This window comes from Burkholderia cepacia GG4, from assembly GCF_000292915.1.
GTDB classification, from domain to species: Bacteria; Pseudomonadota; Gammaproteobacteria; order Burkholderiales; family Burkholderiaceae; genus Burkholderia; species Burkholderia cepacia_D.
Window position 1 is genome coordinate 771619 of the sequence record NC_018513.1, and the last position, 14296, is coordinate 785914.

Annotated in this window: 11 protein-coding genes; 8 read left to right on the forward strand and 3 right to left on the reverse strand. The window is 67.2% G+C overall.

Annotation, left to right across the window (positions count from 1 at the left end; all coding sequences use genetic code 11):
- Positions 1–87: 87 nt before the first annotated feature.
- Positions 88–1368, reverse strand: a complete 1281-nt coding sequence (locus tag GEM_RS03465) for an amino acid deaminase (RefSeq protein ID WP_014896065.1) — start codon at positions 1366–1368, stop codon at positions 88–90.
- Positions 1369–1486: 118 nt separating this feature from the next.
- Between GEM_RS03465 and GEM_RS03470 the strand changes: the two genes are divergently transcribed.
- The 3 genes from GEM_RS03470 to GEM_RS03480 all read left to right on the forward strand — a co-directional run bounded on the left by GEM_RS03470 (position 1487) and on the right by GEM_RS03480 (position 4416).
- A complete protein-coding gene (locus tag GEM_RS03470; protein WP_014896066.1) occupies positions 1487–2422 on the forward strand; it encodes a MurR/RpiR family transcriptional regulator in 936 nt (311 codons plus the stop codon).
- 2 nt (positions 2423–2424) lie between these two features.
- Positions 2425–3906, forward strand: coding sequence for an N-acyl-D-amino-acid deacylase family protein (locus GEM_RS03475; protein WP_014896067.1), 1482 nt, complete (start codon positions 2425–2427; stop codon positions 3904–3906).
- Between the two features lie 123 nt (positions 3907–4029).
- Positions 4030–4416, forward strand: coding sequence for a RidA family protein (locus GEM_RS03480; RefSeq protein WP_014896068.1), 387 nt, complete (start codon positions 4030–4032; stop codon positions 4414–4416).
- Positions 4417–4524: 108 nt separating this feature from the next.
- Here GEM_RS03480 and queF read toward each other — a convergent pair whose 3' ends face one another.
- Positions 4525–5355: an NADPH-dependent 7-cyano-7-deazaguanine reductase QueF gene (gene queF, locus GEM_RS03485; protein WP_014896069.1), complete on the reverse strand. Its 831-nt coding sequence runs from the start codon at positions 5353–5355 to the stop codon at positions 4525–4527.
- 12 nt (positions 5356–5367) lie between these two features.
- Positions 5368–6891, reverse strand: a complete 1524-nt coding sequence (ilvA, locus tag GEM_RS03490) for a threonine ammonia-lyase, biosynthetic (protein ID WP_014896070.1) — start codon at positions 6889–6891, stop codon at positions 5368–5370.
- A 574-nt stretch (positions 6892–7465) separates the two neighbouring features.
- On the opposite strand from ilvA, the gene GEM_RS03495 reads away from it, so the two are divergent.
- The 5 genes from GEM_RS03495 (at position 7466) to GEM_RS03515 (ending at position 14283) form a co-directional block, all read left to right on the forward strand.
- Complete coding sequence (locus tag GEM_RS03495; protein ID WP_014896071.1) at positions 7466–11482, forward strand: DUF3683 domain-containing protein; 4017 nt, start codon at positions 7466–7468, stop codon at positions 11480–11482.
- Positions 11483–11569: 87 nt separating this feature from the next.
- Positions 11570–12013: an HIT family protein gene (locus tag GEM_RS03500; protein ID WP_014896072.1), complete on the forward strand. Its 444-nt coding sequence runs from the start codon at positions 11570–11572 to the stop codon at positions 12011–12013.
- Positions 12010–12423, forward strand: a complete 414-nt coding sequence (locus tag GEM_RS03505) for a gamma-butyrobetaine hydroxylase-like domain-containing protein (protein ID WP_014896073.1) — start codon at positions 12010–12012, stop codon at positions 12421–12423. The genes GEM_RS03500 and GEM_RS03505 overlap by 4 nt, the downstream gene beginning before the upstream one ends.
- 52 nt (positions 12424–12475) lie before the next feature.
- The gene (gene ubiE / locus GEM_RS03510) at positions 12476–13207 is read left to right on the forward strand and encodes a bifunctional demethylmenaquinone methyltransferase/2-methoxy-6-polyprenyl-1,4-benzoquinol methylase UbiE (RefSeq protein WP_014896074.1); all 732 of its coding nucleotides are present in this window, start codon (positions 12476–12478) and stop codon (positions 13205–13207) included.
- 41 nt (positions 13208–13248) lie between these two features.
- Positions 13249–14283 (forward strand): Tim44 domain-containing protein, encoded by a 1035-nt coding sequence (locus GEM_RS03515; protein ID WP_014896075.1) that lies wholly within the window; start codon positions 13249–13251, stop codon positions 14281–14283.
- The last annotated feature ends 13 nt before the right edge of the window (positions 14284–14296 follow it).

Here is a 14296-nt window from a genome sequence, read left to right on the forward strand (position 1 = left end):
GAAAGCGCAGTGTACTCCGGCCGATTGAAGCGCGCGTGACGGCCGCCCCGCGCGGCGGCGGGGCGGTGGGGTGGCGCGCGCGGCGCGTCAGAAGAAGGTTTCGACGACTTCCGTCACGCGGAACTGCGGATCGAGGACGAGCAGCTGGCGCCACTTGTCGAACGTCAGGCACGGGTGCGAGATGTCAAACGCGACCATGTCGCCGACCTTCACGTCCGCGCCCGGCGGGATCTGCAGGTAGGCGTGCTGGTCCATCATCCCGGTGACGGCCCAGCCTTCGCTCGCGGCGACCTCGCGCGGCGCGCTGTCGCGGCCCGGACGGAAGTGGCGCGCCGGCTCGGGCAGGCCCGCGTCGAACGCCGCGTCGCGCTTGCCGAGCGCGATGATCGCCCGGTCGGCTTCCGGCACCGACTGCACGTACGCCCACAGCTGCAGCGCCGGCAGCAGCCCTTCGCCCATCTTGCGGGCGATCGGGTTGCGCGCGAACACGTCGGTCTGCGCCTTCTTGTAGATGCCGACGTCGTGCGTCAGGTAGCAGCCCGGACGCAGCACGACTTCCGCGAAACCGGCGTCGGACGCCTTCGCGAATTCCTCCGCGACCACGTCGTACCACGCCGAGCCGGCACCCGACAGGATCGCCGGCGTGCGCGCGAACCGGCCGGCTTCGGCCAGCTCGCGCGTGAGCGCGACCGCATCCTGCAGGAACGTGCGAATCTCGCCTTCCTCCTTCAGCACGCCCTCGTAGAGTTCGATGCCGGCCAGCTTCAGCGTGTCCGGATAGCGCGCGATCGCGTCGAGCACGGCGGTGCGTTGCGCGGCGTCGCGCACACCCGCGCGGCCGCCTGGCACGCCGAGTTCCAGCAGCACGTTCAGCGGCTTCTTCCGGTCGCCGAAGAAGCGGCCGAGCTGGTCGGCGCTGTCGGCCGAATCGACCAGGCAGAAGAATTCGAACTCGGGATCGGACAGCAACTCCGCGATGATCGTCATGTTCTGGCGGCCGACCAGCTGGTTCGCGAGCAGCACGCGCCGCACGCCGCCGTGATACGCGGCCTGCGTCTGGTGCGCGGTCGCGAGCGTGATGCCCCATGCGCCGGCGTCGAGCTGGCGGCGGAACAGCTGCGGCGCCATCGTCGTCTTGCCGTGCGGCGCGAACTTCACGCCGTATTGCTGGACGAACGCCTGCATCCAGTTCAGGTTGTGTTCGATGCGATCCGCGTACAGCACCGCGGCCGGCAGGCTGACGTCTTCCGCGAGCAGGTTCCATTCGAGGCGGCCGGCGTCGTCGAGCGGCACGCTCGCGCTCGGCAGGTTGCCGAGGCCCTTGCCCAGCGGATTGATTGTCGGTTCCTGATAGTTTGTAACTTTCATCTCACTCCGCTCCATCATCACTATGCATTGCACTAAAGTTGACATGCAGATGGTACAGAAAGTAGCATCGGCGCGGTGATGTTATTTAGTAACATAAAGCGCCACACCATTTCAGCAGATGAATGCGCCCGCCACCCCGTCCGCACCGTTCGCAGCCGAGCAACCGGCCCCGGTCGCCCAGCCGGTCCTCGACATCGTCGCGCGGATCGCCGAATGCGCGCCCGAGCTGCGTGAAGCCGAGCGCAAGGTCGCCGCGTTCATCCTCGCCGATCTCGCACGTGCCGCGCATGCGAGCATCGGCACGCTGGCTCGCGACGCCGAAGTGAGCGTCGCGACGGTTACGCGTTTCGCGAAGGCGGTCGGCTGTCGCGACGTGCGCGAGCTGAAGGTGCTCGTCGCGCAGGCGGCGGCAGTCGGCCAGCGTTTTCTCGTGCCGTCCGACGAGCATGCCGAAGAAGACGCGAGCCCCGCGTCGGTCGTCTACGACGAGATCCGCGTGGCGCTCGCGCACAACCACCAGCTGCTGCGCAACACCTCGTTCGACGCGGCGGCAGACCTGCTCGCCGGCGCGAAGATGATCTACGTGTACGGGCAGGGCGGCGGCTCGACCGCGCTCGCCGACGAGCTGCGCTTCCGGCTCGTGCGCTTCGGCCGGCCGGTCGCGAGCTACCAGGACAGCCTGCTGCAGCGGATGGTGTCGGCGACGCTGTCGCGCGATGCCGTGGTCGTCGCGCTGTCGGTCAGCGGGCGCGTGCCCGAGCTGCTCGAGAGCTGCCGCCTCGCGAAGCGCTACGGCGCGAAGCTGATCGCAATCACGGCGCCGGCTTCGCCGCTCGCGAAGCTGGCCGACCACCTGATCCCGGTCGTCGCGTTCGAGACCGATTTCATTTACAAGCCTTCGACATCGCGCTACGCGATGATGATGGCGATCGATGTGCTCGTCACCGGAGTCGCGCTGCGGCTCGGCGATGCGGGCCGAGAATCGCTGCGCCGCATCAAGCATGCGCTCGATGCGCACCGCGGCGGCGGAGACCGTCAACCGGTAGGAGACTGACCATGCATTCGCATCCCGAAGCCGCCGATACGCTGATCGTCGGCGCGCAACTGTACGACGGCACTGGCGCACCGCCCGTCACGCGCGACGTCGCGATCCGCAACGGCGTGATCGTGGCGATCGGCAACCTGTCGAACTGGCTCGCCGAGACCGTGGTCGATGCGAACGGCCGCGCGCTCGCGCCGGGTTTCGTCGATGTGCACACGCACGACGATACGCACGTGATCCGCGCGCCGCAGATGCTGCCGAAGATCTCGCAGGGTGTGACGACCGTGATCGTCGGCAACTGCGGGATCAGCGCGTCGCCGGTGACGCTCGCGGGCGATCCGCCCGACCCGATGAACCTGCTCGGCGAACGCGACGCGTTCCGCTACCCGACCTTCGCCGACTATGTCGCGGCCGTGAACGACGCGCGTCCGGCCGTGAACGTCGCGGCGCTCGTCGGGCACACCGCGCTGCGCAACAACCAGATGGACCGCCTCGACCGCGCGGCGACCGACGGCGAAATCGCCGGGATGCGCGCGCAGCTCGAGGAGGCGCTCGCGAACGGCGCGCTCGGGCTGTCGTCGGGCCTCGCATACGGCTCCGCGTTCGCGGCGCCGGCCGAGGAAGTGATGGCGCTGGCCGAGCCGCTCGCGAATGCGGGCGCGCTCTATACGACGCACATGCGCACCGAGTTCGACGCGATCCTCGATGCGATGGACGAGGCCTACCGCGTCGGCCGTCACGCGCAGGTGCCGGTCGTGATCTCACACCTGAAGTGCGCGGGCCCGTCGAACTGGGGGCGCAGCACCGAGGTGCTCGCGTCGCTCGAAGGCGCGCGCCGCTACCAGCCGGTCGGCTGCGACTGCTATCCGTACAGCCGCAGCTCGTCGACGCTCGACCTGAAGCAGGTGACGGGCGACATCGACATCACGATCACGTGGTCGGAGCCGCATCCGGAAGTCGCCGGCAAGCTGCTGAAGGCGATCGCGGCCGACTGGGGCGTGTCCGAGCAGGAAGCCGCGCAGCGGATCCGCCCGGCCGGCGCCGTGTACCACAACATGTCCGAGGACGATGTGCGCCGGATCCTGTCGCACCCGGCGACGATGGTCGGGTCGGACGGCCTGCCGAACGATCCGCTGCCGCATCCGCGGCTGTGGGGGGCGTTCCCGCGCGTGCTCGGCCATTACGTGCGCGACACCAACCTGCTGCCGCTCGAGGAGGCGATCCGCAAGATGACGTCGCTGTCAGCGCGCCGCTACGGGATCGCGCGGCGTGGCGAGGTGCATGTCGGCTACCACGCGGATCTCGTGCTGTTCGATCCGGCGCGCGTGATCGATGCCGCGACGTTCGAGAAGCCGCAGCAGCCCGCGCACGGGATCGACGCGGTGTGGGTGAACGGCGTGCTGACCTATGAGAACGGCCAGCCGACCGGCGAGCGCGCCGGCGGTTTCGTCGCACGCGGCGAGCGCGTGCCGGCGAGTGCCGACGCCGCGTTCTGAACGCGGTCTCGATCCGATTTGCCGCGTGCGCCATGTCGGCGCGCGCATCCGCAACCGTGCGTTGCATGGGACCGGCGCTGGCGCTTGCTCGCCGATGCCGGTCGACAAACAAGGAGTGAAACGATGAAGCGATATGGCGTAGGCGAAGCGAAGGGCACCGGCGGCCAGGTGATGCCGTTTGCGCGTGCGGTCGAGGCCGACGGCTGGCTGTACGTGTCGGGCCAGACGCCGATGGTGAACGGCGAGGTCGTCGAAGGCGGGATCGTCACGCAGTCGAAGCAGACGATCGAGAACGTGATCGCGATCCTGAAGGAAGCCGGCTACGGCCTGGAACACGTCGTGCGCTGCGGCGTGTGGCTCGACGACGCACGCGATTTCGCGTCGTTCAACAAGGTGTTCGTGTCGTACTTCGGCGAGCATCCGCCGGCGCGCGCATGCGTGCAGTCGAGCATGGTCATCGACTGCAAGGTCGAGGTCGATTGTATCGCTTACAAAGCGCCGGTGAAGTAACGCTGCCGGGCTTCCCCGTGCACAGGAAAACAGCCCGTTCGGCTTGCGCCGAGCGGGCTGTTTGGTTTTGGATTCGCCGCGACTGTACGCGGCGAACGCCAGCCGCCGTCACTGCCGCGCCGTCCGCGCGTTGTCCGGCATCGGCTGGTTGTAGTTCGTGCGGAACGGATTGATGTCGAGCCCGCCGCGCCGCGTGTACCGCGCATACACCGCGAGCTTCACCGGTTTGCAAGCGTGCAGGATGTCGAGGAAGATCCGCTCGACGCACTGCTCGTGAAAGCCCGTGTGATTGCGGAACGAGATGATGTAGCGCAGCAGCCCCGCGTGATCGATCTGCGGCCCGACGTAGTGAATCTGCACGCTGCCCCAGTCGGGCTGGCCGGTGACCGGGCAGTTCGAGCGCAGCAGGTCGGACACGAGCGTCTCCTCGACCGGCGCTTCGTCTTCGGCGTCGGCGGCCGACAGCAGCGACGGATCGGGTTCGTACACGTCGGTGTCGAGGTCGAGCCGGTCGAGCGACAGCCCGTCGAGCTCTTCCATCTGGAGCTTGCCGAAATCGTGCGGCGACACGAGCTGCACCGACACGCTCGCGCCGCACGCGGCCGATACGTCGCGCTTCAGCACGTCGCGCAGCGCGTCGACCGAGTCGAACTTCGATTGCGCAAACGAGCCCAGATACAGCTTGAACGACTTCGATTCGACGATGTTCGGCGACTCGGCCGGCACGAAGAACGTCGCGACCGCGAGCTGCGGCTTGCCGCGCGCGTTGAGCCACGACAGCTCGTACGCGTTCCAGATGTCGGTGCCGAAGAACGGCAGCGCCGACGTGATGCCGAGCTGCTCGCGCGCCCCGGCGCGCGGGATCGGGAACAGCAGCGACGCGTCGTACTGCGCTGCGTAGACGGTGGCCTTGCCGAGCGGGGAATGTTCGGGATTCATTGCGTGATGCCTTTACGACAGGAAGAGGCGGTAAGCCGGATTGGCGCTCTCTTCGACATACGGATAGCCGAGCGCCGCAAGGAAGCGTTCGAACTCGGCGCGATCGGCCTGCGGCACCTGCAGCCCGACGAGGATCGAGCTGTAGTCGGCGCCCTGGTTGCGGTAGTGGAACAGGCTGATGTTCCAGTCCGGTGCCATCGACGACAGGAACTTCATCAGCGCGCCCGGCCGTTCCGGGAATTCGAAGCGGAACAGGCGTTCGTCGAGCGCGAGCGGCGAGCGGCCGCCTACCATGTAGCGGATATGCTCCTTCGACAACTCGTCGTGGGTCAGGTCGACGGTGTTGAAGCCGTGCGACTCGAAGTTCGCGGCGATCTCGGCCGATTCGCCGCGCCGCTTGATCTGCACGCCGACGAAGATGTGCGCGGACTGCGCATCGGCGATCCGGTAGTTGAACTCGGTCACGTTGCGATCGCCGACCAGCGAGCAGAAGCGCTTGAAGCTGCCGCGCTCCTCCGGAATCGTGACCGCGAACACCGCTTCGCGCGCCTCGCCGACTTCCGCGCGTTCGGCAACGAAGCGCATCCGGTCGAAGTTCATGTTCGCGCCCGACGTGACCGCGACGAGCGTCTGGTTCTCGATCCCTTCGCGCTCCGCATAGCGCTTCGCGCCCGCGACCGCGAGTGCGCCCGACGGCTCGAGCACGCTGCGCGTATCCTGGAACACGTCCTTGATCGCCGCGCACAGCGCGTCGGTGTCGACCGTCACGACGCCGTCGAGGAATTCGCTGCAGAGCCGGAAGGTTTCCTCGCCGACCAGCTTCACCGCGGTGCCGTCGGCGAACAGGCCGACCTCGGACAGCTCGACGCGCTTGCCCGCCTGCAGCGACTGCGCCATCGCGCACGAATCCTCGGCCTGCACGCCGAACACCTTGATCTCCGGACGCACCGCCTTGACGTAGGCCGCCACGCCGGCCGCGAGCCCGCCGCCGCCGATCGGCACGAAGATCGCGTGGATCGGGCCCTGGTGCTGGCGCAGGATTTCCATCGCGATCGTGCCCTGGCCGGCGATCACGTACGGATCGTCGAACGGGTGGACGAACGTGAGGTCGCGCTCCGCCTGTACCTGCACCGCGTGCGCGTACGCATCGCTGTACGACTCGCCTGCCTGGATCACCTCGACGCTCGGGCCGCCGTGCGCGCGCACCGCGTCGACCTTCACCTGCGGCGTCGTGACGGGCACGACGATCACGGCCTTGATGCCCATCCGGGCCGCCGAGAACGCGACGCCCTGCGCGTGATTGCCGGCCGAGGCCGTAATCACGCCACGCGCGAGCGCGTCGGTCGGAATGTGCGCCATCTTGTTGTACGCGCCGCGCAGCTTGAACGAGAACACCGGCTGGTTGTCCTCGCGCTTCAGGTAAACCGGGTTGCGCAACCGGGCCGACAGGTTCCGGGCGGGTTCGAGTTCCGTCTCGAGTGCGACGTCGTAGACGCGCGCGGTGAGGATTTTCTTCAGGTAGTCGTGGGATGCCATGGGCGCTCGCGTGCAGTGCGGAAGCAGACGGTAAAGCATCAATGATAGCGCCAAGGGTCCGCCGGCACGCAAGCGGCATGCCGGGCGCGCGCCGCGAAACCGCGCCCGCGGGCGGGTTTGCCGCATGGAGCGTCCTTTTTTACCGGTTTAACTGCATGGTTACCGACCGGCCGGACGGCGAATATCGGCGCAAACCCGCGCCGAACCAGGCCTGGCGCGGCTTGCGGCGATAGCCCCACGAGCTGTCCGGGGTGTCACGCATGGCCCGATCATGAGTTAGAATTCCGTTTTGAATCAAGGATCGGAAGATGCAGAGGCACCCTCGGATCGCCCCGTTGAAGCCGTCGCCGCGCGCTGCCAGCCCCGCGGCGGAGCGGCATGCGCGCCGCGCGCGATCGTGCTGATGGCCCCGAGTGCCGCCAGGCCCTGCCGGCCCGGAACGGTGAGTACCGTCCCGCTCCGGCCCCATGCGAGATAGTCGCGCGCCTGGCACCAGAACAGATTTCCCCAAGATTGCGCCTACGCGCTTGCCGACGCCCGTGCACGGTGTATCGGCCCTCCGAGTCGTCCGAACATGAACGCACCACAAGTTTTCGATCCGCATGGCGCGGCCGCCGCCGTCGCCGCCGACCCCGCGCCCCGACTGCGCGAGATTCCCTATAACTACACGTCCTTCTCCGACCGCGAGATCGTGATCCGCCTGCTCGGCGCGGACGCGTGGTCGGTGCTCGACGAGCTGCGCGCCGAACGGCGCACGGGTCGCTCGGCACGGATGCTGTACGAAGTGCTCGGCGACATCTGGGTCGTGCGCCGCAACCCGTACCTGCAGGACGACCTGCTCGACAACCCGAAGCGCCGCGCGCTGCTGATCGAGGCGCTGAACCACCGCCTGACCGAGATCGGCAAGCGCCGCCGTGCCGACCTGACCGCGCACCACGACGATGCGGGCCGCGAACGCGCGGTGCGCGTCGAGATGCTCGAGGCCGCCGCGCAGCGCGCGGTCGACGAATTCGCCGACGAATTCGACAAGATGGCCGACCTGCGCCGCCGCGCGACCAAGGCGCTCGGCCGCTGCACGGAGAAGGACAACATCCGCTTCGACGGGCTGTCGCGCGTGTCGCACGTGACCGACGCGACCGACTGGCGCGTCGAATACCCGTTCGTCGTGCTGACCCCCGATACCGAAGCCGAGATCGCCGGGCTGATCAAGGCGTGCTTCGAGCTCGGCCTGACCGTGATCCCGCGCGGCGGCGGCACCGGCTACACGGGCGGCGCGGTGCCGCTCACGCCGTTCTCCGCGGTGATCAATACCGAGAAGCTCGAACAGCTCGGCGCGGTCGAACTGACCGAGCTGCCGGGCGTCGCGCACAAGGTGCCGACGATCTTCTCCGGCGCGGGCGTCGTCACGCGTCGCGTGACCGAGGCGGCCGAAGCGGCCGGCTACGTGTTCGCGGTCGATCCGACCTCGCTCGACGCATCGTGCATCGGCGGCAACGTCGCGATGAACGCGGGTGGCAAGAAGGCCGTGCTGTGGGGCACCGCGCTCGACAACCTGGCCTGGTGGCGGATGGTCGACCCGGATGGCAACTGGCTCGAAGTCACGCGCCACGAGCACAATCAGGGCAAGATCCACGACATCGCGGTCGCGCGCTTCGAACTGAAGTGGTTCGACGGCGCATACGCGCCGGGCGAGAAGCTGCTGCGCACCGAGATGCTCGAGATCGAAGGCCGCCGGTTCCGCAAGGAAGGGCTCGGCAAGGACGTGACCGACAAGTTCCTCGCGGGCCTGCCGGGCGTGCAGAAGGAAGGCTGCGATGGGCTCATCACGTCCGCGCGCTGGGTGCTGCACAAGATGCCCGCGCACACGCGCACTGTCTGCCTCGAGTTCTTCGGCCAGGCGCGCGAGGCGATCCCGAGCATCGTCGAGATCAAGGACTACCTGTTCGAGACGTCGAAGCAGGGCGGCGCGATCCTCGCGGGCCTCGAGCACCTCGACGAGCGTTACCTGCGCGCGGTCGGCTACGCGACCAAGAGCAAGCGCAATTCATTCCCGAAGATGGTGCTGATCGGCGACATCGTCGGCGATGACGCCGATGCGGTCGCGCAAGCGACGTCCGAAGTGATCCGGATGGCCAACGGCAAGAGCGGCGAAGGCTTCGTCGCGGTTAGCGCGGAGGCGCGCAAGCGCTTCTGGCTCGACCGCAGCCGCACGGCCGCGATCGCGAAGCACACGAACGCGTTCAAGATCAACGAGGACGTCGTCATCCCGCTGAACCGGATGGGCGAGTACACCGATGGCATCGAGCGGATCAACATCGAGCTGTCGCTGAAGAACAAGCTGCAGCTGGTCGACGCGCTCGAGGCGTTCTTCCGCGCCGGCAACCTGCCGCTCGGCAAGACCGACGACGCGAACGAGATCCCGAGCGCCGAACTGCTCGAGGATCGTGTCCAGCAGGCGCTCGAACTGCTCAAGCGCGTGCGCGCACGCTGGGAATTCGTGCGCGACCGGCTCGACCAGCCGCTGCGCGAAGCGCAGCACTACCTCGTGCAGCTCGGCTACGAGGCGCTCGCCGAGAAGTTCGCGGATCGCGCGGACGAGCAGCCGGGCGCGACCGTGTTCCACGTCACGCAGGACCGCACGGTCCGCATCTCGTGGAAGCAGGAGATCCGCGCGGAACTGCGCGCGATCTTCAACGGCGGCGCGTTCAAGCAGATCCTCGACGAGGCGCAGGCGATCCACAAGCAGGTGCTGCGCGGCCGCGTGTTCGTCGCGCTGCACATGCACGCGGGCGACGGCAACGTCCACACGAACCTGCCGGTCAACTCCGACAACTACGAGATGCTGCAGGACGCGCATGCAGCGGTCGCGCGCATCATGACGCTCGCGCGTTCGCTCGACGGCGTGATTTCCGGCGAACACGGGATCGGCATCACGAAGCTCGAGTTCCTGACCGACGACGAGATCGCCGAGTTCCGCGCGTACAAGCAGCGCGTCGACCCGAACGGCCGCTTCAACAAGGGCAAGCTGCTCGACGGTGCCGACCTGCGCAACGCGTACACGCCGAGCTTCGGGCTGATGGGCTACGAGTCGCTGATCATGAAGCAGTCCGACATCGGCGCGATCGCCGATTCGGTGAAGGACTGCCTGCGCTGCGGCAAGTGCAAGCCGGTGTGCGCGACCCACGTGCCGCGCGCGAACCTGCTGTACAGCCCGCGCAACAAGATCCTCGCGACCTCGCTGCTGGTCGAGGCGTTCCTGTATGAAGAGCAGACGCGCCGCGGCGTGTCGATCAAGCACTGGGACGAGTTCAACGACGTGGCCGACCACTGCACGGTGTGCCACAAGTGCGCGACGCCGTGCCCGGTGAAGATCGACTTCGGCGACGTCACGATGAACATGCGCAACCTGTTGCGCAAGATGGGCAAGAAGAAATTCAATGCCGGCAATGCGGCGGGCATGTTCTTCCTGAACGCGACCAATCCGCAGACGATCAACCTCGCGCGCGGCGTGATGATGGGCGTCGGCTACAAGGTGCAGCGCTTCGCGAACGACATGCTGAAGAAGGTCGTGACGAAGCAGACCCAGCACCCGCCGGCGACGGTCGGCAAGCCGCCGGTGGTCGAACAGGTGATCCACTTCGTCAACAAGAAGATGCCGGGCAACCTGCCGAAGAAGACGGCGCGCGCGCTGCTCGACATCGAGGACAACAAGATCGTGCCGATCATCCGCAACCCGAAGTCGACGACCGTCGATTCGGAAGCGGTGTTCTACTTCCCGGGCTGCGGCTCCGAGCGCCTGTTCTCGCAGGTCGGCCTCGCGACGCAGGCGATGCTGTGGGAAGCCGGCGTGCAGACCGTGCTGCCGCCGGGCTACCTGTGCTGCGGCTATCCGCAGCGCGGCTCGGGCCAGTACGACAAGGCCGAGAAGATCGTCACCGACAACCGCGTGCTGTTCCACCGGGTCGCGAACACGCTGAACTACCTCGACATCAAGACGGTGGTCGTGTCGTGCGGCACCTGCTACGACCAGCTCGCAGGCTACGAATTCGACAAGATCTTCCCGGGCTGCCGGATCATCGACATCCACGAGTTCCTGCTCGAGAAGGGGATGAAGCTCGACGGCGTGTCAGGTACGCGCTACATGTATCACGACCCGTGCCACACGCCGATCAAGACGATGGACCCGGTGAAGCTCGTCAACGAGCTGATGGGCGCGGAGAAGGACGGCTACAAGATCGAGAAGAACGAGCGCTGCTGCGGTGAATCGGGCACGCTCGCGGTCACGCGTCCGGACGTGTCGACGCAGGTCCGCTTCCGCAAGGAAGAGGAGATCCGCAAGGGTGCCGCGAAGCTGCGCAGCATCCCGGTCGTGGCCGGCGATGCGCCGGCCGCCGCCGCGAACGGCCCGGACGTGAAGATCCTGACGAGCTGCCCGTCGTGCCTGCAGGGCCTGTCGCGCTACAGCGAGGACGCGAACCTCGAGGCCGACTACATCGTGGTCGAAATCGCGCGCCAGGTGCTCGGCGAGAACTGGATGGCCGACTATGTCGCACACGCGAACAATGGCGGGATCGAGCGCGTGCTGGTCTAATGCGGGCATGACGCCGGCCCGGCCGGGCTTGGCATGAGAGCGGGCGCCGGCGCTTCAGCGCCGGCGCCCGTCCACATGGGAGCGACGATGGAATGCGTGTTTTGCCGTGAAGACGGCGGCGAGGTGCTCTGGCAGGACGACATGCTGCGCGTCGTCCTCGCGACGGGCGAGCACGAGTACCCGGGCTTCTGCCGGGTGATCTGGGGCACGCACGTGGCCGAGTTCTCCGATCTGGGCGAGCCCGAGCGGGCACACCTGATGCGCGTGGTGTACGCGGTGGAGCGGGCCGTGCGCCGCGTGATGCAGCCGAACAAGGTGAATCTCGCGAGCCTCGGCAACATGGTGCCGCACGTGCACTGGCACGTGATCCCGCGCTTCTCGAACGACCCCCACTTCCCGCAGGCCGTCTGGGCGCCGCGTCAGCGCGGCGTGTCCGACGCGCTGCTGCGCACGCGCGCGGCGCAGGCCTCGCTGCTGCACAATGCGGTGCGCGAGGAAATTCAACGAACGACCGATTCGAGGCAGCCATGAGCGGTTTGACTTCCACGACGCCGATTCCGTCCGGCGTCGTCGTGCACGCGGTGTCGCGCGTGCTCGAATTGCAGTACCCGAACGGAGACAGCTTCCGGATTCCGTTCGAGCTGATGCGCGTCTATTCGCCGTCGGCGGAGGTGCGCGGCCATGGCCCAGGCCAGGAGACGCTGCAGACCGGCAAGCGCGAGGTGACCATCACGGCGCTCGAGGGCGTCGGCAATTACGCGCTGCAGCCGACGTTCTCCGACGGCCACTCGACCGGCATCTATTCGTGGGATCTGCTGTACGAACTGGCGACGCAGCAGGACGCGCTGTGGCGCGACTATTTCGACAAACTGAAGGCGGCAGGCGTCGAGCGCGACGCGCCGATGCAGGCGGCCCCCGCGCCGCACGGCCACTGTCACTGAAATCGACGGCGCCCGCTCGGCGCCGTCTTGCCATTTACTGAGGATCAACGCGATGAGCAAAACCCACTTCGGCTTCGAAAGCGTCGAGGAAAACGAAAAAGCGAAGAAAGTGGCGGGCGTGTTCCATTCGGTCGCGAGCAACTACGATCTGATGAACGACCTGATGTCGGCCGGCATGCACCGCGCGTGGAAGGCGTTCACGATCGCGCAGGCGAACGTGCGCCCCGGTTTCAAGGTGCTCGACATCGCGGCCGGCACCGGCGACCTGACTAAGGCATTCGCGAAGGCGGCCGGCCCGACGGGCGAGGTCTGGCACACCGACATCAACGAATCGATGCTGCGCGTGGGCCGCGACCGGCTGCTCGACAAGGGCATCGTGACGCCGTCGCTGCTGTGCGACGCCGAGAAAATTCCCTTTCCGGACAACTACTTCGACGTGGTCACGGTCGCGTTCGGGCTGCGCAACATGACCCACAAGGACGGGGCGCTCGCCGAGATGCGTCGCGTGGCGAAGCCCGGCGGCCGCGTGATGGTGCTGGAGTTCTCGAAAGTCTGGGATCCGCTGAAAAAGGCGTACGATCTGTATTCTTTCAAAGTATTACCGTGGCTTGGCGACAAGTTCGCGAAAGATGCTGAAAGTTACCGGTATCTTGCTGAATCTATCCGGATGCACCCCGATCAGGACACGCTGAAGACGATGATGGAACAAGCGGGCCTCGATGCCGTCAAATATTACAATTTGTCAGGTGGCGTGGTAGCTTTACACCTAGGAACCAAGTATTAAGGGGTTCTTCCCATACATTCGCCTTACATCTGGAGAAGCTGATGTCCGAATCGCGTTCGTTGTTCAACCGTAGCAAGCCGTCGAAGCCGTGGGCTCGACGGGTCGGCACGCTGCTGATGGTCGGCCTGCTCACGGCCGGCACGTTCGCATCGCTCGACGCCGAAGCCAGGCGCATGGGCGGCGGGCGCAGCATCGGCCGCCAGAACTCCACCGTCACCCAGCGTCAGGCCACGCCGCCCGCGCAGCAGCCGATGCAGCAGGCCGCGCCGGCGCAGGCGCAGCGCGCGAACCCGGCCGCACCGGCGCCGGCCGCGCAGCCGAACCGCTCGCGCTGGCTCGGGCCGATCGCCGGCCTCGCGGCCGGCCTCGGTATCGCGGCGCTGCTGTCGCACTTCGGTCTGGGCGGCGCGTTCGCGAGCATGATGGCGAACGTCATCGTGATCGCACTGCTCGCGATGGTCGGCATCTGGCTGATCCGCAAGTTCATGAACCGTCGCCGTCCGCAGGAACCGGCGTACTCGGTGGGCGGCTCGGCCTCGTCGTCGGGCGGCTACTCGCAGAGCCCGTCGTTCCAGCAGGGCAGCACCGGCAACAACTATGCGGGCAGCGGCAGCAGCTACGCGAACGAAGCGCAGGGCGTGTTCGGCGGCGGTACGCCGGCTGCCGGCGCGGCGGGCGCGATGGCGGCCGCCCCGCTGCAGGTGCCGGCAGGCTTCGACACCGAGGCGTTCCTGCGCAGCGCGAAGGTCTACTTCGTGCGCCTGCAGGCGGCCTGGGACCAGGGCAACCTGGCCGACATCCGCGAGTTCACGACCCCGGAAATGTTCGCCGAGATCAAGATCGACCTCGACTCGCGCGGCACCGAGTCGAACCAGACCGATGTCGTGCAGCTCGACGCGGAACTGGTCGCAATCGAGGATCGCGGCATCGAGCAGTCGGCGAGCGTGCGCTTCCACGGGCTGATCCGCGAATCGGCGAATACGTCGGCCGCGCCGTTCGACGAGGTGTGGAACCTGTCGAAGTCGGGCAGTCAGGGCTGGCTGCTCGCGGGTATCCAGCAGATCAACACGCACTGAGCGTGACCGGCGG

Bases quoted from the DNA above. Each gene is read 5' to 3' on its own strand.
- ubiE (WP_014896074.1), top strand. From the start codon at position 12,476: ATGAGCAAAACCCACTTCGGCTTCGAAAGCGTCGAGGAAAACGAAAAA.
- GEM_RS03500 (WP_014896072.1), top strand. From the start codon at position 11,570: ATGGAATGCGTGTTTTGCCGTGAAGACGGCGGCGAGGTGCTCTGGCAG.
- GEM_RS03475 (WP_014896067.1), top strand. From the start codon at position 2,425: ATGCATTCGCATCCCGAAGCCGCCGATACGCTGATCGTCGGCGCGCAA.
- GEM_RS03495 (WP_014896071.1), top strand. From the start codon at position 7,466: ATGAACGCACCACAAGTTTTCGATCCGCATGGCGCGGCCGCCGCCGTC.
- GEM_RS03465 (WP_014896065.1), bottom strand. From the start codon at position 1,368: ATGAAAGTTACAAACTATCAGGAACCGACAATCAATCCGCTGGGCAAG.
- queF (WP_014896069.1), bottom strand. From the start codon at position 5,355: ATGAATCCCGAACATTCCCCGCTCGGCAAGGCCACCGTCTACGCAGCG.
- ilvA (WP_014896070.1), bottom strand. From the start codon at position 6,891: ATGGCATCCCACGACTACCTGAAGAAAATCCTCACCGCGCGCGTCTAC.
- GEM_RS03515 (WP_014896075.1), top strand. From the start codon at position 13,249: ATGTCCGAATCGCGTTCGTTGTTCAACCGTAGCAAGCCGTCGAAGCCG.
- GEM_RS03505 (WP_014896073.1), top strand. From the start codon at position 12,010: ATGAGCGGTTTGACTTCCACGACGCCGATTCCGTCCGGCGTCGTCGTG.
- GEM_RS03470 (WP_014896066.1), top strand. From the start codon at position 1,487: ATGAATGCGCCCGCCACCCCGTCCGCACCGTTCGCAGCCGAGCAACCG.
- GEM_RS03480 (WP_014896068.1), top strand. From the start codon at position 4,030: ATGAAGCGATATGGCGTAGGCGAAGCGAAGGGCACCGGCGGCCAGGTG.